14 protein-coding genes are annotated in these 19,844 nt (G+C 72.0%); 11 read left to right on the top strand and 3 right to left on the bottom strand.

The window, feature by feature from the left end; genetic code table 11:
* Positions 1-9: 9 nt before the first annotated feature.
* Together tssH and C8N38_RS14480 are read left to right on the top strand one after the other, a co-directional pair.
* Positions 10-2,727 (top strand): type VI secretion system ATPase TssH, encoded by a 2,718-nt coding sequence (gene tssH, locus C8N38_RS14485; RefSeq protein ID WP_108027873.1) that lies wholly within the window; start codon positions 10-12, stop codon positions 2,725-2,727.
* Complete coding sequence (locus C8N38_RS14480) at positions 2,724-3,764, top strand: hypothetical protein (protein WP_108027872.1); 1,041 nt, start codon at positions 2,724-2,726, stop codon at positions 3,762-3,764. The genes tssH and C8N38_RS14480 overlap by 4 nt, the downstream gene beginning before the upstream one ends.
* A 10-nt stretch (positions 3,765-3,774) precedes the next feature.
* Here the strand turns inward: C8N38_RS14480 and C8N38_RS14475 are convergent, their stop codons facing one another.
* The 3 genes from C8N38_RS14475 to C8N38_RS14465 all read right to left on the bottom strand — a co-directional run bounded on the left by C8N38_RS14475 (position 3,775) and on the right by C8N38_RS14465 (position 6,763).
* A complete protein-coding gene (locus C8N38_RS14475; RefSeq protein WP_108027871.1) occupies positions 3,775-5,517 on the bottom strand; it encodes a lysozyme family protein in 1,743 nt (580 codons plus the stop codon).
* Complete coding sequence (locus C8N38_RS14470; protein WP_108027870.1) at positions 5,514-6,245, bottom strand: hypothetical protein; 732 nt, start codon at positions 6,243-6,245, stop codon at positions 5,514-5,516. The genes C8N38_RS14475 and C8N38_RS14470 overlap by 4 nt, the downstream gene beginning before the upstream one ends.
* A gap of 92 nt (positions 6,246-6,337) precedes the next feature.
* The gene (locus C8N38_RS14465) at positions 6,338-6,763 is read right to left on the bottom strand and encodes a DUF1036 domain-containing protein (RefSeq protein WP_108027869.1); all 426 of its coding nucleotides are present in this window, start codon (positions 6,761-6,763) and stop codon (positions 6,338-6,340) included.
* 158 nt (positions 6,764-6,921) lie between these two features.
* On the opposite strand from C8N38_RS14465, the gene C8N38_RS14460 reads away from it, so the two are divergent.
* From C8N38_RS14460 to icmH, 9 genes are all read left to right on the top strand, one after another.
* Positions 6,922-7,410 carry a hypothetical protein gene (locus C8N38_RS14460; RefSeq protein ID WP_108027868.1) on the top strand — a complete coding sequence of 163 codons (489 nt, stop codon included), beginning with the start codon at positions 6,922-6,924 and terminating at the stop codon, positions 7,408-7,410.
* A 91-nt stretch (positions 7,411-7,501) separates the two neighbouring features.
* Positions 7,502-7,975, top strand: coding sequence for a hypothetical protein (locus C8N38_RS14455; RefSeq protein WP_245895762.1), 474 nt, complete (start codon positions 7,502-7,504; stop codon positions 7,973-7,975).
* Positions 7,976-8,020: 45 nt separating this feature from the next.
* A complete protein-coding gene (locus tag C8N38_RS14450) occupies positions 8,021-8,665 on the top strand; it encodes a MotA/TolQ/ExbB proton channel family protein (RefSeq protein ID WP_181498034.1) in 645 nt (214 codons plus the stop codon).
* A gap of 42 nt (positions 8,666-8,707) precedes the next feature.
* Positions 8,708-9,133 carry an ExbD/TolR family protein gene (locus tag C8N38_RS14445; RefSeq protein WP_158272358.1) on the top strand — a complete coding sequence of 142 codons (426 nt, stop codon included), beginning with the start codon at positions 8,708-8,710 and terminating at the stop codon, positions 9,131-9,133.
* Between the two features lie 4 nt (positions 9,134-9,137).
* Complete coding sequence (locus C8N38_RS14440; protein WP_108027866.1) at positions 9,138-9,551, top strand: ExbD/TolR family protein; 414 nt, start codon at positions 9,138-9,140, stop codon at positions 9,549-9,551.
* A complete protein-coding gene (locus tag C8N38_RS14435) occupies positions 9,548-10,735 on the top strand; it encodes a hypothetical protein (protein ID WP_108027865.1) in 1,188 nt (395 codons plus the stop codon). Before C8N38_RS14440 ends, C8N38_RS14435 begins: the two co-directional genes overlap by 4 nt.
* 320 nt (positions 10,736-11,055) lie before the next feature.
* On the top strand, positions 11,056-16,902 hold the full coding sequence (locus C8N38_RS14430) for a hypothetical protein (RefSeq protein ID WP_108027864.1): 5,847 nt from the start codon (positions 11,056-11,058) through the stop codon (positions 16,900-16,902).
* Positions 16,903-16,978: 76 nt separating this feature from the next.
* Positions 16,979-18,310 carry a type VI secretion system baseplate subunit TssK gene (gene tssK / locus C8N38_RS14425; protein ID WP_108027863.1) on the top strand — a complete coding sequence of 444 codons (1,332 nt, stop codon included), beginning with the start codon at positions 16,979-16,981 and terminating at the stop codon, positions 18,308-18,310.
* Complete coding sequence (icmH, locus tag C8N38_RS14420; RefSeq protein WP_108027862.1) at positions 18,310-19,839, top strand: type IVB secretion system protein IcmH/DotU; 1,530 nt, start codon at positions 18,310-18,312, stop codon at positions 19,837-19,839. Before tssK ends, icmH begins: the two co-directional genes overlap by 1 nt.
* The last annotated feature ends 5 nt before the right edge of the window (positions 19,840-19,844 follow it).

Below are 19,844 nucleotides of genomic sequence, written 5' to 3'. Positions count from 1 at the left end.
TGACGAGACATGACCGAGATCACCATCGAGACCTATGCCGGCAAGATGAACCGTGCCGGATACGACGCCTTCCTGCAGGGCATGCGCCATGCCCGGGGCGAGAAGAACCGCCATGTCGATCTTTGCCACTGGCTGTTCCATTCGGTCTCGAACCAGAATGCCGACATCTCGGTCACGCTGAACGAGCTGGGGCTCGACCGTGGCCGGGTGCTGCGCGATCTCGACGGGGCGATGGCCGCCTTGCAGAAGAACGTGACCGAGACGCCCGGCATTTCCGAGGTGCTGTCGGATGCGCTGAACCATGCCTGGACCTATGCCACGCTGTTCTTCGGCGAGGCCCAGATCCGGACCGGCCATGTGCTGACCGCGCTTCTGAACGATCCGGGGCTCAAGCGGCACCTGCTGCAGCTGTCGAAGGTCTTTGCCGAGATCTCGGTCGACCGGCTGGGGCAGGAGTCGCGCAGCCTCTGGGCCGCCTCCGAGGAAGAGGGCATGCGCCCGATGGATGGCTCGGGGCTGACCGCGCGCGGCGAGGGCGCCGAGGGGGCGGCCGGGCGTGGCGGCGGGCAGTCGGCCCTGGGCCGGTTTGCCCAGGACATGACCGCCGAGGCCGAGGCCGGGCGGCTCGACCGCGTCGTCGGGCGCGATGACGAGATCCGGCAGGTGATCGACGCGCTTCTGCGCCGCCGCCAGAACAACCCGATCCTGACCGGCGAGGCCGGGGTCGGCAAGACCGCCGTGGTCGAGGGCTTTGCCCAGAAGCTTGCCGCGGGCGAGGTGCCGCCCAGGCTGAAGGGCACGCGGCTTTACATGCTCGACATCCAGTCGATGCAGGCCGGGGCCTCGATGCGGGGCGAGTTCGAGCAGCGGCTGAAATCGGTGATCGACGAGGTGCAGGCCTCGGATGTGCCGATCATCCTGTTCATCGACGAGGCCCATACCCTGATCGGCGCGGGCGGGCAGGCGGGCACAGGCGATGCCGCGAACCTGCTGAAACCGGCGCTGGCGCGGGGCACGCTGCGCACCATCGCCGCGACCACCTGGTCGGAATACCGCCAGCATATCGAGAAGGACCCGGCCCTGACCCGGCGCTTTCAGCCGGTCACGGTCGACGAGCCCGATGTCGGGACCTGCTGCGCGATGCTGCGCGGCATTCTCGGCCCGATGGAGGCCCATCACGGCGTGCGGATCTCGGACGAGGCGGTGGTGGCCGCCGTCCAGCTGTCGCAGCGCTATATCCCGGCGCGGCAGCTGCCGGACAAGGCGGTCTCGCTGCTGGACACGGCCGCGGCGCGGGTCGCTGTCAGCCAGGCCTCGGTCCCGGCGCGGATCGAGGATCTGAAGGCCCGGATCGACGCGCTCGACAGCGAGATCGCCGCCAAGCGCGCGGCGCTGGATCTGGGCGAGGAGGCGGGCGAGCGGATCGCCGAGCTGGAGGCCGAACGCGCCGAAGCCGCCGAGGATCTGGTCCGGCTGGAAGAGCTTCATGACGAGCAGAAGGTGCTGGTCGAGCAGATCCTGGGGTTGCGTGCCCGGATCGCGGGCGCGGGTACGGCGGGTGAGGGCGAGACCGGCGACAGCGAGAGCTGTGAAAGCGAGGCTGGTGAGGGCGACGCGCCGCTCGATCTCGACGCCTTGCGGGCCGAGATGCATGAGCGTCTTGCCACGCTTCAGGCGGGCGATCCCGAGACCCGGATGGTCGAGCCCCATGTCGGCGCCCAGACCGTGGCGCAGGTGATCTCGGACTGGACCGGCATCCCGACCGGGCGGATGGTGCGGGACGAGCTGCAGGCGGTCCTGACCCTGAAGGATCATCTGCGCGAGCGGGTGGTGGGGCAGGACCATGCCCTGGCCGCCATCGCCCGGCGGATCGAGACCTCGCGCGCGGGGCTGGCCAATCCCGAGAAGCCGATCGGGGTGTTCATGCTGTGCGGGCCTTCGGGCGTCGGCAAGACCGAGACCGCCATCGCGCTGGCCGAGGCGCTGTATGGCGGCGCGCAGAACATGATCACCATCAACATGTCCGAGTTCCAGGAGGCCCATACCGTCAGCCTTCTGAAGGGCGCGCCGCCCGGCTATGTCGGCTATGGCGAGGGCGGGCGGCTGACCGAGGCGGTGCGGCGCAAGCCCTATTCAGTGGTACTGCTCGACGAGGTCGAGAAGGCGCATCCCGATGTGCACGAGATCTTCTTCCAGGTCTTCGACAAGGGCTGGATGGAGGATGGCAACGGCCGCCGCATCGATTTCCGCAACACCCTGATCCTGCTGACCTCGAATGTCGGCACCGACACCATCATGGCGATGGCCGAAGAGGGCCGAACGCGGCCCGATCTGGACGAGGTCACGGCGGCGCTGAAGCCGCGCCAGCTCGAGATCTTCCCGCCCGCACTGCTGGGCCGGGTGGTCTCGATCCCCTATCTGCCGCTCTCGGCCGAGGGGCTGGCGGCCATCGTCCGGCTGAAGCTTGCGGCGGTCGAGGCCCGGATGCGGGGCGCCCATGGCGCCGAGCTTGTCTATGGCGACGCCGTCATGGACCATATCGTCGATCAGTGCCGCGACCCCGACAGCGGCGGTCGGATGATCGACAACATCATCACCAATACCATCCTGCCCGACCTCTCGCGCGAGGTGCTGGGGCGGATGGTGTCAGGCGAGGGCATCGCGCGGGTCGAGATCCTGCTGCAAGACGGCGCGCTGGCCTACAGTTTCGAAGGAGGAAACGCGTGACCCAATGTTTTGTCGACGATGCCGGCGTCAGCTGGAGCTATGACCAGCAGGCCGCGCTGCGCCTGATCGCCCATTATGCCCGGCTGAGGGCGATGAACGAGACGACCCGGGTCGTGACCTCGCGCGACAGCCTGATCCAGAAGCTCTATCTTGCGCGCGAGCTGGCCAATGTCGAAACCGACGTCAACCGGATGCTGGCGCGCAAGACCGAGATCGAGGAGGTCGAGGGCCGCCGCTTCGCCACGCTGATGCTGGGCGCGGCCGATGACGCCCAGGCCTATCTGATCGGGCTGAGGCGCGAGACCGACCGGCTGATGAGCGCCAACCAGTCGATCTACCGCTCGGCCCAGGATATCAACCAGGCCGCCATCGACCATGCCGAAACCGCGATCAAGGTGGCCAAGGGGGTGCGCGACAGCTCGGTGCTGACGCTGGGCGTGATCGCCACCGTGGCGACCGGCGGCACCACCATCGCCGTCGCTTCGGGCGCGGGCGCGGGGCTGTCGGCGACGGCGACCTATCAGGATACCGGCTCGGCCTCGAAGGCGGCGATCAAGGGCGGGCTGTTCCTGCTGCCGCTGGGCACCCGGCAGATCACCGGGGCGGCCACGGCGGCGGGGGCCTCGCCGACCATGACCGCGGCGATGAGCCTTGCGATCGACACCGGCGCCGAGACCTTCGAGGGGGTCTATGTCAACGATGCCACGCTGGAACGGGCGCTGAGCGCGGCCCTGATCAACCAGGTCAGCGGTCGCTATGTCGGCGCGCTGGCGAAGGAGAACAGCCGCTGGATGGGGCAGCGCCTGCGCGGCGCGGTCCGGCTTCTGGACAATCATGGCGGGCAGATGTCGAACCGCGCCTATCCCTTCCTGTCGGAGATGGGCGGCAAGCTGACCCAGGAGGCGATCAAGGTGAGCCCGGGCGAGACGCCCGCCGGCACGAGCCCGAACCCGAGCCCCGCCGCAAGGGCCGCGCAGGCGCAGGCGCGCGATACCGCCAGCCTCTGGGTGATGCGCGAGGTGATGCGGCGGCTCTGAGGCCCGCGTCTCAGCCGGTCGCGAGGATCGCGTCGACGGTTTCGCGGTAGCGGCGGATCTCGGGCGAGATCACGGCGGGCGCGGCGGTGCCGGTCATCTTGCGGTCGGCCCAGGCCAGCAGCTCGCCGATGGTCTTGCCGGTGAGGAACGGGTTCGCGCTGACCACGGCCGGGCCCATGATTTCGGCCACCCCGGCCGCGGGATCGGCGGAAAGCGCGCGGTTGGCGCCCTCGGCGCCGAGGAAATGCGCCAGATACAGCCGTCCCGGGGTCAGGCCATGGCCCCGGGCGGCCAGGTAGGCGGCATTCTCGCGGGCCAGCGCATAGACCATCTCGACACTCAGGACCGGATCGGTCCGAAGCGCCAGAAGTGCGGCACGATCCATCCGCGCGGTCAGCTCGGGATGGTGCTCGCGCATCATCCGCAGCCAGGTCGAGGAGATGAACTGCCCGAGCCCGAGCGCGCTTGACAGCGGGTTCCTGGCATCCGCCCGGCCGCCGCTTTCGACATGGACGATGCGGGCGACGAGGGTCTCGACCGCGGCGGCGTCGTCGATCCCGGCGGTGGCGCCCGCCATCGATCCGGCCAGCGATCCGGCCAGCGATCCGGCTCCGGCGCAGGCATGGCCGCCCGCGGGCATCGGCAGCACATAGCAGCCGCTGTGCCCGCCCAGCCCGACATAGAACAGCCGCGCCGCGCCGCCGGGCCCCGGCCGGGTCGCGTAAAGCACCCGCAGCCGGTCGTCGGGCGCGGCCGGGCGGCCCAGATCCATGCGCTGCGCCAGCAGCACGATCATCTCGCCGGTCAGGTCGGGGCCGAGCCCGGCGCCGAGCGCCGCGCTGTAGACCGCGTCCAGCAGACGCGGCGGGGCCTCGGGCGCGGTCCGGCCCTCGCTGGCAAGGTCGCGGTCGGCCCAGGGGTCGGCGGCGCGGGCATAGCGCCCGGCGCCGAGCCGGGCCAGCGTCGTCAGATAGCCGTCAGCGCCGTAAAGCGAGAGTTGCAGCAGTTCGGGTTCGGCCTCGGTGCCGCTGCCGGGCCGGAGTCGCAGCGCGGCCAGCCGGGGCGGATCGGCCAGCGTCGGCAGCGCCCCGGCCGCGGCGCGGGCGGCCTCGGCCCCGAGCCCGGCGCCCGTCAGCGCCGTCGCCAGATCGGCACCGGGACCGAGCCTCAGCAGGCTGTCGGCGAAGAAGGGGCGCCGGGCGGCCTCGGGCTGAAGGCTCAAGGCAAGATCGCCGGGCGCGGTGCTGCTGCGCCGGGCAAGGGCGCGGCTGCGGCGGGCCTGGTAAAGCGCCAGATCCTCGCGGCTCGAGGGCGGGTCGAGCGCGCGCGGCCCGCTGCCCGGGCCGAGCCCGACCTTAATCAGGGTCAGCCGGTCGGGGGCGGGCGGGCCCGCGCGTCCGGGTTCGAAACCCGGCGGGCCGGGCAGGGTGCGGGCGGGGGCCGAAGGCCTGGCCGAGAGCCGCAGCACCATCGGATCGCGCGGCAGACCGCGCAGCGCCAGCGACGGGTCGGGCGCGGTGGGCATGTCCGGGTCGGGCTCGGCCTCGGGCACCATGGCAAGATCGTCGCCGGTCGCGATGGCGGGCGGCGGCGTTTCGGGGCGGTCGCGGGCCAGTCGCCATCCGGCCGTCGCCAGCCCCAGCGCAAGCAGGCCCAGCAGGATCGGCCGGACCAGCCGCCGCCGCCGCCGGGCCCGGGCGCGGGCGGCGGCGGCGCGGAAGGCGGGATCGACGCCGAACCCGGGCGGGTTCACCGGAACACCCCCAGCGCGGGCGAGAGCCGGATCGGCGGCGCGGGCCCGCCCGAGGGCTCGGGCGCGGTCTGGCGGCGGGGCGCCTGCGCGCGCGCGGTCGTTGGCGCGGGCGGGGCGGGGCAGGCCACGTCTTCGGCCGCGACGATCCGGCGGAACAGCCCGGGCGAGGGCGCGTCCGGGGCCGGACCCAGCCCGCGTTCGGCGAAATAGCGCGCGACGGCGGCGCGCGAGCCCTCGCCCCAGAGCCCGTCGATGCCGCCGCGATAGCAGTTCATCCGCGCCAGTTCGGTCTGGATCGCGCGGGGCAGGGCATCCTCGGGCGGATCGAGTGCGCCCGCGGCGACGAGACGGGCAAAGCCCTCGGGGTCGTCCTGCCTCAGGCGCGTGCGGGTGGCGAGGTCCGACCAGACCGGAAGGTCCTCTGTACCGGGGTTGAGCAGCCCGACGATGACCGAGGGCTCGGGCAGGCCCTCGGCCCGGGGCAGGGCGGCGAGGCTTTCGCGCGGGGGCGGGGTGAAGATCTCGACCGCCGGGACCTCGGGGCGTGCGGTCAGGACCGGGGTGACGGGCGCGGCGGGCACGACCCGGACGGGGGCGACGCGGCGCGGGGCGGGCGCGGTCTCTGCCGGATCCGGCGTTTCGCTGGCAAGCGCGATGGCGGGCAACAGCCACAGGGCCAGCCCGGCCGCGGCCGGCCAGCGCGTTCTGGCATGGTTTCCGATCCTCATCCCGGCTGTCGTCCTGCCCTCGTTGCCTCAGAGGTCATAGCGCAAATCCGCGCGGGATGCAGCCGGGTCGGGTGCCGCGATCATTCGGCCGGTCACTGGGCGGCGGGGTGCAGCGTCAGCGTGAAATCGGCGGCATTGCCGGTATCCACCTCGCGGAACCGGGCCTCGAGATAGCCGCGGGTCAGGCAATCGGTCGCGCCGCGGATCTCGAACCGGCCGGGACCGACGCACATCGGGGTGGCGCCCTCCAGCAGCACCCGGCCGAAGGCGTCCAGCGCGAAGACATAGAGAAAGCGCGCATCGAGCGGCCGGTCGAGCGGGCTGGCGCATTCGCCGGGCCCGATCAGCCACCAGCCCGAGGTCTCGAAGCCGTCCTCGCCGGGCTGGCCGAGCGCGAGGTTGACCTCGTCGAGGCTGCGGTTGCAGACCGAGAACCCCGCCAGCGCGGGGGCGGCCGCCAGCAGCGCGCAAAGCGGGGCGCAGAGCAGGGCAGGACGGGCGAGCGGGGCGCGGGGCATCGATGATCCTCGGGGCGCGGGCGGCTTCCGGCAAAGCACGGGGGCCGGGACCAAGGCAAGCCCCCGCGCGGGCCGCGGTTGGCAAAGACCGGCCGACGGGCGGCGGGTCCGGTGCTTGCCCGCTGTGCGCGGCGACGGGATCTGCTAGATATTGCTGCATGATACGCGCCACTGCACTTGGTTCGCTGCTGGTCGGCCTGACGGTCGCGGGCGGCATCGCTCTGGCCTTCGGCCATGGTCTGGTTTCGGAGCGTCGCGTGGCCGTTTCGGCGCCCGCCGCCGTGGTTCCTGCGGCTGTCGTTCCTGCGGCCGTCACGCCTGCGGCCGATCCGGCCTTGCCGGTGTTCCGGCGGCGGACGGTCCCGGCGGTTCCCGCAGGGGCGGGAGAGGCCGCGCGGCCGGAACCGGCCCTGCCCGTCGCGGCCGCGCTTCCCGAATCCGTGCCGGTGCCCCAGGGCCCTCGGCTTGTGTCGATCGAGACGCCCCGGCTCGGTTCCGGGGTCGGTCCCCGGCTGGGGCCTCGCCGCGGTGCGGCGGCCGATATGGCGCCGCCGCCGCGCCCGCCGTTCCGGCAGGAGGCCGCGGCCGAGGTCGGCTTGCCCGAGCAGGTCGACAGCGCGCATTACCTGATCGGGGTCTATCGCTGATCCCGTCCCGCTCGGCGGCACTGTTGCGGTTGACTCGGGCGCCGGTTTCTTTTGCAAAGGTTGCGAGACCCGCCCGATCCGAGAGGCTTCCATGATCCGTATCCCGCGTTTCGTTCCGGTGCTGACCGCGCTGGCCCTGGCCCCGATACTGGCCCCGATACTGGCCTCGGCCGGACCCGCCCGTGCCCAGGGAAGCTCCGAGGCCGCCTCCGGCATGCTGGTCGAGCTGAACGCCGCCGCCGAGACGCCTGCGGGCGCCTGCCGCCTGACCTATGTCGCCACCAACCGCAGCGAGACCGGCCTGTCCGAGATCGCCTATGAGGTCGCGGTGTTCGATGCCGAGGGGATCGTCAGCCAGCTTCTGGTGCTCGATTTCGGGGCGATGGCCCCCGGCAAGACCCGGGTGGTGCAGTTCGACATGCCGGACCAGCCCTGCGACGCGATCTCGCGGATCGTGGTCAATGCCGCGCCCGGCTGCGTCCGGGCCGAGGACGGCGCCGAAAGCCCGCTTTGCCTCGACGGGCTCGAGACCCGGGCCCGCGGCGCGATCCAGTTCGGTCTCTGATACCCCCCCCCCGCGTCCCCCACCGAGCGCCGAGGAGAATCGCGCATGTCCAACCTGTCCGACTCCGGTCTGCTGATGCCGGCCACGCTTGCGGTCTTCGCCGCGCTCGGGGTGCTGTCGGTGATGGCGCTGACCATCTCGATCTGGAAGGCCTGGCAGTTCCGCCGCATGGGCGTCGGCCGCCGGGCGCTGGCGGAAACCGTGCTGGACTGCTGGCTGTCGGGCCGGGTCGAGGAGGCGATGGAGCGGGCCGTGGCCGGGCGCGCGGTGCTGGGCCGGGTGCTGCGCGCGGTGATGTCGGCGGCGCAGGCGCGGCCGGGCGAGACCGGCTATGCCGAGGAGCTGGGCCGCCAGACCGCGCTGATCGAGCTGGCGCGGATGGGCGAGCGGATGCGCGCGCTGGAACTGATCGTCAGCTCGGCGCCGATGCTGGGGCTGCTGGGCACCGTGGTCGGCATGATCGACGCCTTCTCGGCGCTGTCGCTGGCGGCCGAGGCCGCCGATCCGGCCAGCCTCGCGGGCGGGATCTGGACGGCGCTGACCACGACCGCGGCCGGGCTGGCGCTGGCGCTGGTCGCCAATGCGCTGGCGACCTGGTTCGAGGGCCGGATCGAGGCCGAGCGCACGCTGCTGGAGGCGGCGATCTCGGCCGCGATCTATGGCCGGGTCGATTCCGACGGCGGGGTCTGACCCGCGATGGCGCGGCCGCCGCTGCTTGGGGCGCCCCGCAGGGTGCGCCGCCCGCACTTTGCGCTGACCGCGCTGGCCGACACCATGTTCCAGCTTCTGATCTTCTTCATGCTGTCCTCGGGGCTGACGCCCTATGCGCTCTTGCCGCTGACGCCGGCCGCGGGCGACCGGCTGGCCGAGACCCGGGCGCCCGGCGGGGATGCGGGCGCCGAGACGGCGGGGGCGGTGCTGCCCGCGGGCACCCGGCTCTGGCAGATCGGGCCGGGCAGCCTGATCGCGGGCGGCCAGCGCTTCGGTTTCGACGAGATCGGCGCGCTGGCACGGGCGCTGGCGGCGCGCGATCCGGTGCCGCCGGTGGTTCTGCTGGCGGGGCCGGGCGCGCGGGTGCAGGACCTGACGACCGCGCTCGACCGGCTGCGGGCGGCGGGGCTGACCGAGGTCCGGCTTGGCCTCGGCGGGGAGGGCTGAGCCGATGCGACGGGGGACGATCCTGCCGGTGCGGCGGCGCCGGGACGGGCCCGACACGGCGATTGCCATCGTCAATCTGGTGCTGCTGCTGATCCTGTTCTTTCTGGTCAGCGGCGGGCTCTGGAACCGCGACGCGCCGACCGGGCTGCGGCTGGCCGAGACCCGGGCCTTCGACCCGGCGCGGCTGCCCCGGCCGTTGCTGGAGCTGACGCCCGACGGCCGGTTGGCGCTGGACGGGCAGGCGGTGACGCTGGCCGGGCTGCCCGAAGCGCTGGCGGGGGCCTCACGGGTGCATCTGCTGATCGATCGCAGCGCCCCGGCCCGGCAACTGCTGCATCTGCTGGGCTCGGCCGGGTTCGACGGGCGCGAGGTGGTTCTGGTGACGGTGCGCGCGGGCGGCGGCGGGGCAGGGCGATGAGCTATCTGCCCTATGGACCCGAGCCCCGGCGCGGCTGGGCCCTCTCCGGGCTCGCGGCGCTGGCCGCGCATGCCGTGCTGGGGGGAGCGGTCGCGCTCTGGATCGCGCGCGACCCGGTGTCGCGGGACCGACCCGCGCCGCGGTTCCAGGTGACGCTGGAGCGGCTGGACAGCGACACGCTGGCCGGGCTGCGGCTGAGTGAAGGCCGGGCCAATGCCGCCGATCCGGCGCTGGGGCCGGGCGAGGACACCGCGGACGGCCCCGAGCCTGCGAGCGGACCGGACAGCCCGCCCGGGCGCCGCGCCGCGATGGGGGGCGGGACGGTCGGGCGCGCGCCATCGCCGCCCGCCCCCTCGGCCGCCCCGCTGGCGGCCGCCGTGCCGCAGCCGGTGGCGCCGCATCGGGTCTCGCCGGTGATGGCGCGGTCGGGGGTGGCGGCGGTCGCGGTCGCGCCGAACCGAATCGCCCCGGTCGGCATTGGGGCCGGCTCAGGGCCCGGCACGGCCAAGGGGACGGGCACGGGCATCGCGCGGCGTCCCGCCGCCGGGCCGTCCGAGCCCCGCGCCCGCGATCTGGCGGCGGCGGACCTGATTCGCCGAATCCGCGAAACCCCGGCGCCCGACTGCCTTCTGGCCTTGCCCCGGCGCGATACGGAAGGCGGTGCCGGGGTCGACCTGCTGGCGGCGTCAGAGGCGGCGATGGCCGACTATGCCGGGCGGCTTCTGACCGGCGATCTGGCCGGAACCGCCCAGCGGCGCCGCCTGATCGATCCGCGGCAATGCCCGGTGCTGGAGCTGCTGCGCGACAGTCCCGATTATCCCGCGACGCGGCTGGGGCTGGGGCTCGACCGGACCGAGGTCGCGTCGGGCGGGCGGCTGACCGGCGGCCTGCGCGGGGTCGGCGGGCGCTATGTATTGTTGCTTCTGATCGACAATAACGGCGTCGTCCAGGACCTGCAGCGGTTCCTGTCCTTCGCCGGAAACCGGGCGCGGTTCGACGTGCCGGTGACCCTGGCCGGACCGGCGCGCGACACATCGCAACTGCTGCTTGCGGTGGCGACCGACCGGCCGGTCTCGGGACTGCGCGCCGAGATCGGGCGGCGTGCCGACCAGGTCTTCGCCCGGGGGCGAGGGGCTGCGCTGGGGGCGGCGGCGCTGGCGCTGGCGGGATTCGATTTGCGGTGAATCCGACACAGTCGGATCGCCCAAAAGGGTATTGTGGGCGAATAAGTTCATAAAGAAGGCGAAATGACGGCTATGGGTTGTCCCTGCCGCCTCAACTATTAAGACCAAAGCGGAGCAATATGCCGCGGCGGTCTGGCTGGGTCCATGGATTTGTAATTGAGTCGATTCACCAAGGGGTTGTTATGGTATTGGTCACGGAGGCCGGCTTGGTCCGGAGCGAGAGTATCGGGCGGCCGTTTTCGCCGCAAATCGGAAAACTCCTGCGACAGGCATTGCGAAGCACCACCGCATTGGCGGCCGGGCTCACTCTGGGTGCCGCAATGGCCGGGGCCGATACGGTCCATTGGAACGGCACGGGCGTAGACGGTGTCTGGGCCGATCCCGGAAATTGGGAAGACTCGGCGGGCATCCCGATCGGCGGCGGTGCGCCGGGTCTCGACGGCGTGCCGGCCGATGTCGTTCTGGGGGATGCCGCGGCGGGGGCGATCGATCTCGAGGCCGGCCGCGCCACGCTGAGCGCGCTCGATCTGACCGGGGGCTCCGACGCGGTGCTGACCGGGGGCACGCTGGCCTTCGCCCTGCCCGGCGGCGCCTCCGGGAGTGCGGCGCGTTTGACCGTCGCGGGCAGCGGCGGCTTCATGGACGAGACGCTGGCCTTTGTGCTGGAGGACGATCTGCTGGTCGAGGCGGCTGTCGATACCGGGCTTGCGGGCGACATCTCGGGGACCGGGACGCTGCGGCTGCGCGCCGCGCCGGGCGCCGAGATCGCGCTTTCGGGAACGAACAGCCAGACCGGCGGGACCGTGCTGGAAGAGGGCAAGGCGGTGGTTTCGGGCGGGGCGGCGCTGGCCGACGATGCCACGCTTACGCTGTCGGGCGGGATCGACGGGCGGGCGGCGTCGGTGCTGCGGATCGAGGATGACGAGACCGTGGGCGGGCTTGCCTCGGCCGCGGGCGCCGCGGGGGCGCTCGAGCTGACCGGCGGGGGCCTGACGGTGGCGGGAGGCGGCAGCTCGGACTTCGGGCTGGCGATCACCGGCAGCGGCGGGCTGACCGTGACGGGCGGCAGTTCGGTCGCGCTGGAGGGGTCGCTGTCGGGATTTCAGGGCGGCTTCCGGGTCGAGGACGGGCGGCTGCGGATCGGCGATGCCGCGGGCGCGCTCAACGACAATGCGGTCGCGCTGGCGGGCGGGACGCTGGTCGCCGACATCGCCGACGATTTCGGCGGGGCGATCTCGACCGAGGCCGGAACCGCGAGCGGGCTGGTCGCCGCGGCGGGCTCGAGCCTGACCCTGACCGGGACGATGGATCTGGCGGGCGATCTGTCCTTCTCGGCGGAAGCGGCCGGCGCCACCGTCGCGTTGCAGATGGCGTCCGTCGCGATGGCGGACGGCGTCACGCTGGGCTTCGACTCCGCCACTTTCCAGGTGGGCTCGGACGCGGCGGCGGCGGCATTTGCCGCGGCGGCGGGTACGCGGATCGGGTCGGACGCGGTGCTGGACCTGGCCGGACGCGACGCCGGTATCGCCGCGCTGACCGGCAACGGCACGATCCTGAGCGGGTCCGGAGACGCCACGGTGAGCCTGGGCGAGGGCAGCGATTTCGGCGGCGTGCTGGCCGATGGCGCGGCGGGCCGGCTGTCGCTGGTCACCGACGGCACGGTCCTGCTGACCGGGCAGAACACGCTGTCGGGGGGCACGTCGGTTTCCGGCGGCACGCTGACGCTGGCCGGCGACGGGCGGCTCGGCGATGTCGAAGTGGCCTCCGCGGGGCGCTTCGTGCTGGACGAGGGCTCGGCCGGGGCGGTTGTCAATTCCGGCACCGGCAGCGCCAATGCGGACCGGATCGCCGCCCTGACCCAGAAGGCGGGCAGTTTCGACAACAGCGGGACGGTGACCGGTGCGACATCGGTCGAGGGCGGCACGCTGAGCAATTCTGGCAGGCTGTCGGGGGCGGTCACGGTGTCGGGCGGCACATTGTCCTCGGACGGGCAGATCGACGACACGCTGACGGTTTCGGGCGGCATGGCCGAGATCGACGGCAGCGTGACCGGCGCGGTCGAGGTGAGCGGCGGACGACTCGAGGCGGGCGAGGACAGCGCGCTGAACGGGGGGCTCGCCGTCTCGGACGGCGACGCCGAGACGGCCGGGACGGTCTCGGGCGGGGTTTCCGTCACCGGCGGCCGCTATGACAACAGCGGCAGCGTGACCGGCGGGCTGGAGCTTGCCGCGGGGACGGTCGGCAATACCGGCAGCATCGGCGGCGCGGTCACGGTCGCGGGCGGTGCGCTGACCAACAGCGGCACGCTGTCGGACGATGTTTCGGTCGAGGGCGGCTCGTTGTCCTCGAGCGGCAGGATTGGCGGCGCGCTCGACGTGTCGGGGGGCACCGCCACCAATGGCGGCACGGTCGGGGGCAAAAGCACCGTCGGCGGCGGCGGGGTGCTGGTCTCGGAGGGCGGCAGCTTCGGCGACGATCTCTCCATCGAGGGCGACACGGGCAGCGGCGCGGGCACGCTGCGGCTGTCGGGCACGACCACGGTCGCGGGAAATGTCACCAATGACGGCCGCATCGAGACCGCGGGCGGCGCGGCTGCCGCGCTGACCCTGACCGGGGGCGGCGGCTTCACCACCAATGGCAGCATCGCGGCCCGGAATGGCGCCCTGACCGTGTCGGCCGACACCATCACGATCGGCGACGGCGCCTCGATGACGGGCGATATCGACTTTGTCGGCGCGGTCGTGAACGACGGCGAACTCGATCTTCAGAACGATCTCAGGGATACGCTCGAGACCGGCCAGGGCGGGTTGACCCGGATCGTCGAGTCGCTCGACGGCGCGGGCAACGATGTCGAGAATGCCGGCCGGCTGGAGGTCGGCGACGGGGTCGCCCTGACCGGGGTCGGCACGGTGTCGAACAGCGGCACGGTCGAGGTCGGCGCGGGCGGGCGTCTGGAGGCCGACCGGATCGAGAATGACGGCACGCTGACGCTGGGCGCGGGCGCCGCGCTGGAAGGCACCGGCAACACGCTGATCAATACCGGGGACATCAATGTCGCCGATGGCGGCAGCGTCACCGATACCGGTGCCATCGAGAACCTCGGGACCGGGCTGATCGCGTTCGCGGGCGGGGGCACGATTGCCTCGGACAGCGACGGGGCCGGCGACGAGGCGATCACCAATGCCGGCCGGATCGTCACCACCGACGGCGGCAATGACACCATCACGCTGGGCGGCGCGACCCCGAATGTGCTGTCGAACACATCGACCGGCAGCATCGAGATCGGCGACAGCGACAGCGTGACCGGCACCGAGACCACGCTGGACAACGCCGGATCGGTCACGATCGGCACCGGCGCGACGCTGGGCCTGGCCGCGCTCGACACCGCGACGGGCGGCAGCGTGACCAATGACGGGCGGCTTGAGGCGGATACCGTCACCTCGGCGGGCAGCCTGACCAACACGGCGGGTGCCGAGATCGCGGCGGATGTCACCAGTTCGGGCACGCTGGGCAATGCCGGCACGATCTCGGGCGATCTGAGCGTGACCGGCGGCACCGCCACCAGCAGCGGCAGCCTGCAGGACGTGTCGGTCTCGGCCGGGGCGCTGACGGTGACGGCGGGCAGCCTGACCGGGCTGTCGGTCTCGGGCGGCAGTGCCTCGCTGGAAGGGGGCGCGCTTTCGGGCGATCTCGACGTCTCGGGCGGCACGGCCGATGTCGATATCGCGGTCGGCGGTACGGCCGATGTGACCGGCGGCACGCTGGCGATCGGCGCCACCGGCTCGGTCGCGGCGCAGACCACGGTCGGCAGCGCGGGCCGCCTGGAAACGGCGGGAACGCTCGCCTCGCTGACAAGCGCGGGCCAGGTCGAGAATACCGGCAGCATCACCGGCGATGCGGCGGTGACGGGCGGCCAGACCGGGAACAGCGGCACGATCGGCGGATCGGTCGCGGCCTCGGGCGGCACCTTCCTGTCCTCGGGCACGGTCTCGGGCGATGTCGCGGCGACGGGCGGGGCGCTGGCCTCGGTCTCGGGGCGGATCGGCGGGGCGCTGACGGCCGGAAGCGGCTCGGAGGCGCGGGTGACCGGCGATCTGGCGCTTGACGGCGGTCTCGGCATCGCCGGGGGCGGCACCTTGGCCCTGCAATCGGGCACCCTGACCATGGCCGACAGCACCGATGCGGTGAATGACGGCACCGCGACCATCGCCGCCGGCACGCTGAAGGGCGGCACCGGCGGCAGCTTCCGGAACCGCGACGGCGCCCGGCTGAGCGTGGCCGCGACCGGCAGGCTGGAGACGGATCTGGTGAATGCCGAAAGTGCGGAGGCCGAGATCGACGGCACCGTTGCCGGGGCGGTCGACAATGACGGCGAGATCCTGCTTGGCGGCACCATCGACGGCACGCTTGGCAATGACGGCACGGTCCGGGTGGCGGCGGGCGATGCGGCCGGGATCACCGGCGCCATTGCCGGGCTCGGGTCCTATCTGGTGGCGGGCAGTCTCGATTTCGGCAGCAGTTTCGATCTGGGCCGCGGGGGCACGACCGACGGCAGGCTGAGCCTTGGCGAGAATGCCACCGTCACCGGCGGTCTGGTGACCAGCTACGGCACCGTCACGCTGGCCGATGGCAGCCGGCTCGAGGCCGATCTGACCTCGTCCGGCCTGCTGCGGGCCTCGGGCAGCGCGACCGTCGACGGCGATCTGAGCCTGTCGAATGGCGCGGCGCTGAGCCTGTCCGACGGCACCACCGGCGACCGTCTCCAGGTGACGGGCAATGCGGACCTGAACGGCACCATCGGGATGGATATCGACCTGACCGACGGCGCCCAGAGCGCCGATGCGATCTCTATCGACGGGGTCGCGAGCGGCAGCGTGGTGCTGGCCTTCAACGACCTGACCGCGGGCGATTACGGCCAGATCAGGAACCGGCTCGACCTGCTGTCCTACGGGTCCGATGGCGGATTGTCGGTCAGCTCGACCGGATTGCCCTCGAGCGGCAGCATCCTCTACCGGCTCGACCGCAATGCCAGCGGCGACGGCTGGGGGCTGATCTCGGGGGCGAACCCGGCCTTCGGCGGTCTGGCCAGCGGTCTGGCGCTGACCCAGTCGCTGATCGGCTCGGTGGTGAACCGGCCGACCAGCCCCTATGTCTCGGGGCTGGCCTCGACCGAAGGCTCGCCCTGCGGCTGGGGCAGCTGGGGCCGGGCGATGGGCGGGAAGGCCACCGCCAGCGGCAGCTCGCACACCGATCTGGGCAGTTTCTCGACCGAGATCGACGCCAGCTATGGCGGGGTGCAGGCCGGGCTCGACTACAGCTGCTTCGATGGCGGCGAGGGGGGCTGGAACCTCAGTTTCGGCGCCATTGTCGGGCTCAATGACGGGTCGATCCGGCAACCCGTCTATCTGTTCGATCCCGATACCGGCACCGTCAACGCGGGCATCCAGACCAGCCGCAACCAGACCGATTTCCAGCAGCTTTACGGCGGGGCCTATGTCGGCGCCTCCCGGGGCCGGTTCTTCGCCGACCTGCAGGTCACGCTGAACCGGACCGAGTTCGATCTGGAGAACCGGGTGGCGCCGGGCGCCTTTGGCGAGCGGCTGGGGGTCGACGACCAGAGCTATGACAGCACCGGGCACACGGTTTCGGGCACGATGGGCTATGCCTTGCCGCTGGGCCGGGACAGCGGGTTCAGCCTGATCCCGTCGCTTGGCTTCTCGATCAGCCGGACCAAGTCGGACGATCTGTATTTCGGCAACGATCCGGCCGATGACGCCGATGACGGGGTGCTGAAATTCGACCCGATCACCAACCAGATCGGCTTTGCCTCGGTGACGCTGTCGCGCAGCCGGGTTCTGCCCTCGGGGGTCTCGGCGCTGAACCTTTTCGCCACCGCTACCGCCTATCACGACTTTTCCGACCGCTCGGTGGCGAAGTATTACGAACTCGACTCGAACGGCGTGCCGCTGGGCGCGCCGATGCTGTCGGAGAATGACGGGCTTGGCGACTATCGCGAGCTCAGCGCGGGGTTCAACTATACCCGCGTCTTCGGCAAGGGTCAGGCCGGGCCGGCCCGGCAGATGGACGCCTCGCTGCGGGTCGACAGCCGGTTCGGCGACGATCTGGATGGCTGGGGCGTGACCGCGCAGATGCGGTTCCAGTTCTAGGCCCCGGGCCGGGGCGGGCGCCTTCGCGGGCGCCTGCCCGAGAAACACGACAAAGAGATAGGAAGCCATTCGAGCCATGTCCCGTTTCAGCAAGGTCGCCTGGAAAGAGGGTCTGTTCCTGCAGCCGCATCACCTGCAGCAGGCCGACCGTCATCTCGAACATCTGATCCGCGCGCAGGTGGCCGCACTGTCGCCCTATCCCTGGGGCCTGGCCGAGCTGCGCTTCGACCGCGACATGCTGCAACAGGGCCGGATCGGCCTTCTGGCGGCGGCGGGCACGATGCCTGACGGCACCGCCTTCGAGGCCCCCGGCGCCTCGCCCCTGCCGGTCGCGGTCGAGGTGCCCGAGGACGGGGCCGGGCTCGATCTCTGGCTGACCCTGCCCGATGCGCCGGTCGACGGCCAGGAGGTCGCCCCCGCCGCCGCCGATGCCGCCACGCGCTATGTGCTGGGCCGCGAGACGGTGGCCGACAATGCCGCCGCCGCGCGGTCGGAACAGGTGCTGGAAGTGGCCCATCCGCGGCTGGAGCTCGTGCTGCGCAAGACGCCCAGGCCGGGCTATCAGTGCCTGAGGCTCGGCCGGGTGCTGGATCTGCGCGACGGCATCGTCACGCTTGACGACCGGGTGCCGCCGACCGCGCTGCGGCTTGCGGTGCATCCGGCCTATGACGGCTATCTGGGCCGGGTGATCGGCTGGATCGAATCGAAGCTCGACACGCTGGCGCGCTATGCGGCCGATCCCTCCTCGGGTGGCGGGATGCAGGCGGGCGACTATCTGATGCTGATGCTTCTGAACCGCGAGCTGCCGGTGCTCCGGCACCTGAAATCCATGGCGACCGTGCATCCCGAACGGCTGTATGAAAAGCTGGTCGGGCTGGCGGGCGAGCTTGCGACCTTCGATCAGGGCGAGCGCCGCGCGCCGGCCTACGAGGCCTATCGCCATGACGACCCCAAGGCGAGCTTTCCGCCGGTGGTGGCCGATATCCAGCGGCTGCTGGCGCGTGACGTGGGCCGCGCGGTCCGGCTGCCCCTGCAGGAGGTGCGCGCCAATTCCTATGCCGCGCTGATCAACGACCGGAACCTCTTCGCCCAGGCGACCTTCGTGCTGGAGGTCGGTTCCGGCCTGCCGCTGGCCGAGGTCCAGCAGCAGTTCCCGCAGCTTTGCAAGGTCGGTCCCTCGACCCAGATGAAGACCATCATCAACAACAACCTTCCGGGCATCGGGCTGGTGCATCTGCCCAACCCGCCGCGGCAGATCCGGGTGGTCTCGACCAATGTCTATTTCCTGCTCGACCGCTCGACCCCGCTCTGGAGCGAGTTTTCCAGCGCGCCCGCGATCGGGATGCATTTCGCGGGCAACTGGCCCGATCTCAAGCTTGAACTCTGGGCGGTGCCGGAGGGGGCGTGATGGCAGACAGCGACGACGACGACGACAAGACCGTGTTCGGGCAGCCGCTGCCGCCGCCGCCGCTGCCCCCCCATCCGCTGACCTATCCGCCGGGCTCGGGCTGGACCGTCTATCCGCAGACCCCGCCCGAGCGCACCGCCACCGGCCAGCCCCCGCGCGGGTCGGGCGTGCCGCCGATGCCCCCCTCGCCGGGGCCGCATCCCTTCTACCGGCCGGGCACCGGACAGCGCAGTGCGGCGGCCGGGATCTTCCCCGAGATCCGCCGCCCCGAGGCCGATCCGCGCCCGATGGCCCAGGCGCGGATCGCGCTGGACGACGCGCTGCGGGCGGCCGATGCGGACCGCGGGGCCGCCTCGAACCCGCTTCTGGCCGAGGCGACCCAGCTTCTGATCCTGCTGGGACGGCTCCGGACCGGGCTGGTCGAGATGCAGGCCGGGCCGCTGATCGACCATGTCACCCGCGAGATCGACGATATCGAGCGGCGCTGTCTGGCCGCCGGGCTGCCCGCCTCCGAGGTGCGGGACGCCAAATATGCGCTTTCGGCCACCGCCGACGACATCGTGCAGAACCTGCCCGGCGCCGACCGGGCGATGTGGCTGCAATATTCGATGGTGGCGCGGTTCTTCGGCGAACGCTCGTCGGGGATCGGCTTTTTCCGCAAGATGGACGAGGCGATGAAGGCGCCCGGGCAGCGTTATCACCTGCTTGAACTGATGCTGGTCTGCCTGTCGCTGGGCTTCGAGGGGCAGTACCGGGCGATGCCCTCGGGCGCGGCCGAGCTGGCGCGTATCCGCAGCGCCATCTACGAGACCCTGCGCCGGATCTCGCCGCGGCCCGATGACGATGTCTCGCCGCACTGGACGCCGGTGCCGCTCGATGCGCGCAGGCGCGGCGGGCAGACCCCGCTCTGGGTGATCGCGGCCATCGCCGCGGCGATGCTGGTGGCGCTGTTCGCCACGCTCTCGACGCTGCTGACCCGGCAGGGGGCGACGGTGCGCGACGACATCCTGGCGCTGCATGCCGGACAGCCCGAGATCGCGATCGAGCGGACCGAACCCGTGATCGCGCCCTATGAGGCGCCCGAGACGACGCAGATGGACCGGATCCGCACCGCGCTGGCCGAACCGCTGGAGGCGGGCCGGGTCGAGGTCGATCAGGTCAATGACTGGGTGCTGGTGCGGCTGCGCGAGGCGCTGCGCTTCGCCACCGGCTCGGCCGATCTCGAGGACGGGTCCGGGCCGCTGCTGGCCGAGATCGCGGCGATGCTCGATGGCGAGACCGGGCCGGTGCGGGTGGTCGGTCATACCGACAGCGTGCCGATGTCGGGGCGCGGCCGGTTCCGCAGCAACCAGGACCTGTCGCTGGCCCGGGCCGAGACGGTGGCCGAACGGCTGGGCGGTCTGGTCGCCGATCCGGCGCGACTGAGCGCCGAGGGCAAGGGCGCGACCGATCCGGTCGCCGGGAACGACACGCCCGAAGGCCGGGCGATGAACCGGCGTGTCGAGATCATGATACCTCGGGAGGACTGAGCGGG

Source organism: Rhodovulum kholense (assembly GCF_003053725.1).
Classification (GTDB): Bacteria; Pseudomonadota; Alphaproteobacteria; order Rhodobacterales; family Rhodobacteraceae; genus Rhodovulum; species Rhodovulum kholense.
The sequence above is the reverse complement of the archived record's forward strand: the minus strand, read 5'-3'. Positions and strand labels throughout refer to the sequence as shown.

Excerpts from the sequence above, each read along its gene's own strand:
- tssH (WP_108027873.1), top strand. The coding sequence starts at position 10 with ATGACCGAGATCACCATCGAGACCTATGCCGGCAAGATGAACCGTGCC.
- C8N38_RS14470 (WP_108027870.1), bottom strand. The coding sequence starts at position 6,245 with ATGAGGATCGGAAACCATGCCAGAACGCGCTGGCCGGCCGCGGCCGGG.
- C8N38_RS14465 (WP_108027869.1), bottom strand. The coding sequence starts at position 6,763 with ATGCCCCGCGCCCCGCTCGCCCGTCCTGCCCTGCTCTGCGCCCCGCTT.
- C8N38_RS14460 (WP_108027868.1), top strand. The coding sequence starts at position 6,922 with ATGATACGCGCCACTGCACTTGGTTCGCTGCTGGTCGGCCTGACGGTC.
- C8N38_RS14455 (WP_245895762.1), top strand. The coding sequence starts at position 7,502 with ATGATCCGTATCCCGCGTTTCGTTCCGGTGCTGACCGCGCTGGCCCTG.
- C8N38_RS14450 (WP_181498034.1), top strand. The coding sequence starts at position 8,021 with ATGTCCAACCTGTCCGACTCCGGTCTGCTGATGCCGGCCACGCTTGCG.
- C8N38_RS14440 (WP_108027866.1), top strand. The coding sequence starts at position 9,138 with ATGCGACGGGGGACGATCCTGCCGGTGCGGCGGCGCCGGGACGGGCCC.
- C8N38_RS14435 (WP_108027865.1), top strand. The coding sequence starts at position 9,548 with ATGAGCTATCTGCCCTATGGACCCGAGCCCCGGCGCGGCTGGGCCCTC.
- C8N38_RS14430 (WP_108027864.1), top strand. The coding sequence starts at position 11,056 with ATGGCCGGGGCCGATACGGTCCATTGGAACGGCACGGGCGTAGACGGT.
- tssK (WP_108027863.1), top strand. The coding sequence starts at position 16,979 with ATGTCCCGTTTCAGCAAGGTCGCCTGGAAAGAGGGTCTGTTCCTGCAG.
- icmH (WP_108027862.1), top strand. The coding sequence starts at position 18,310 with ATGGCAGACAGCGACGACGACGACGACAAGACCGTGTTCGGGCAGCCG.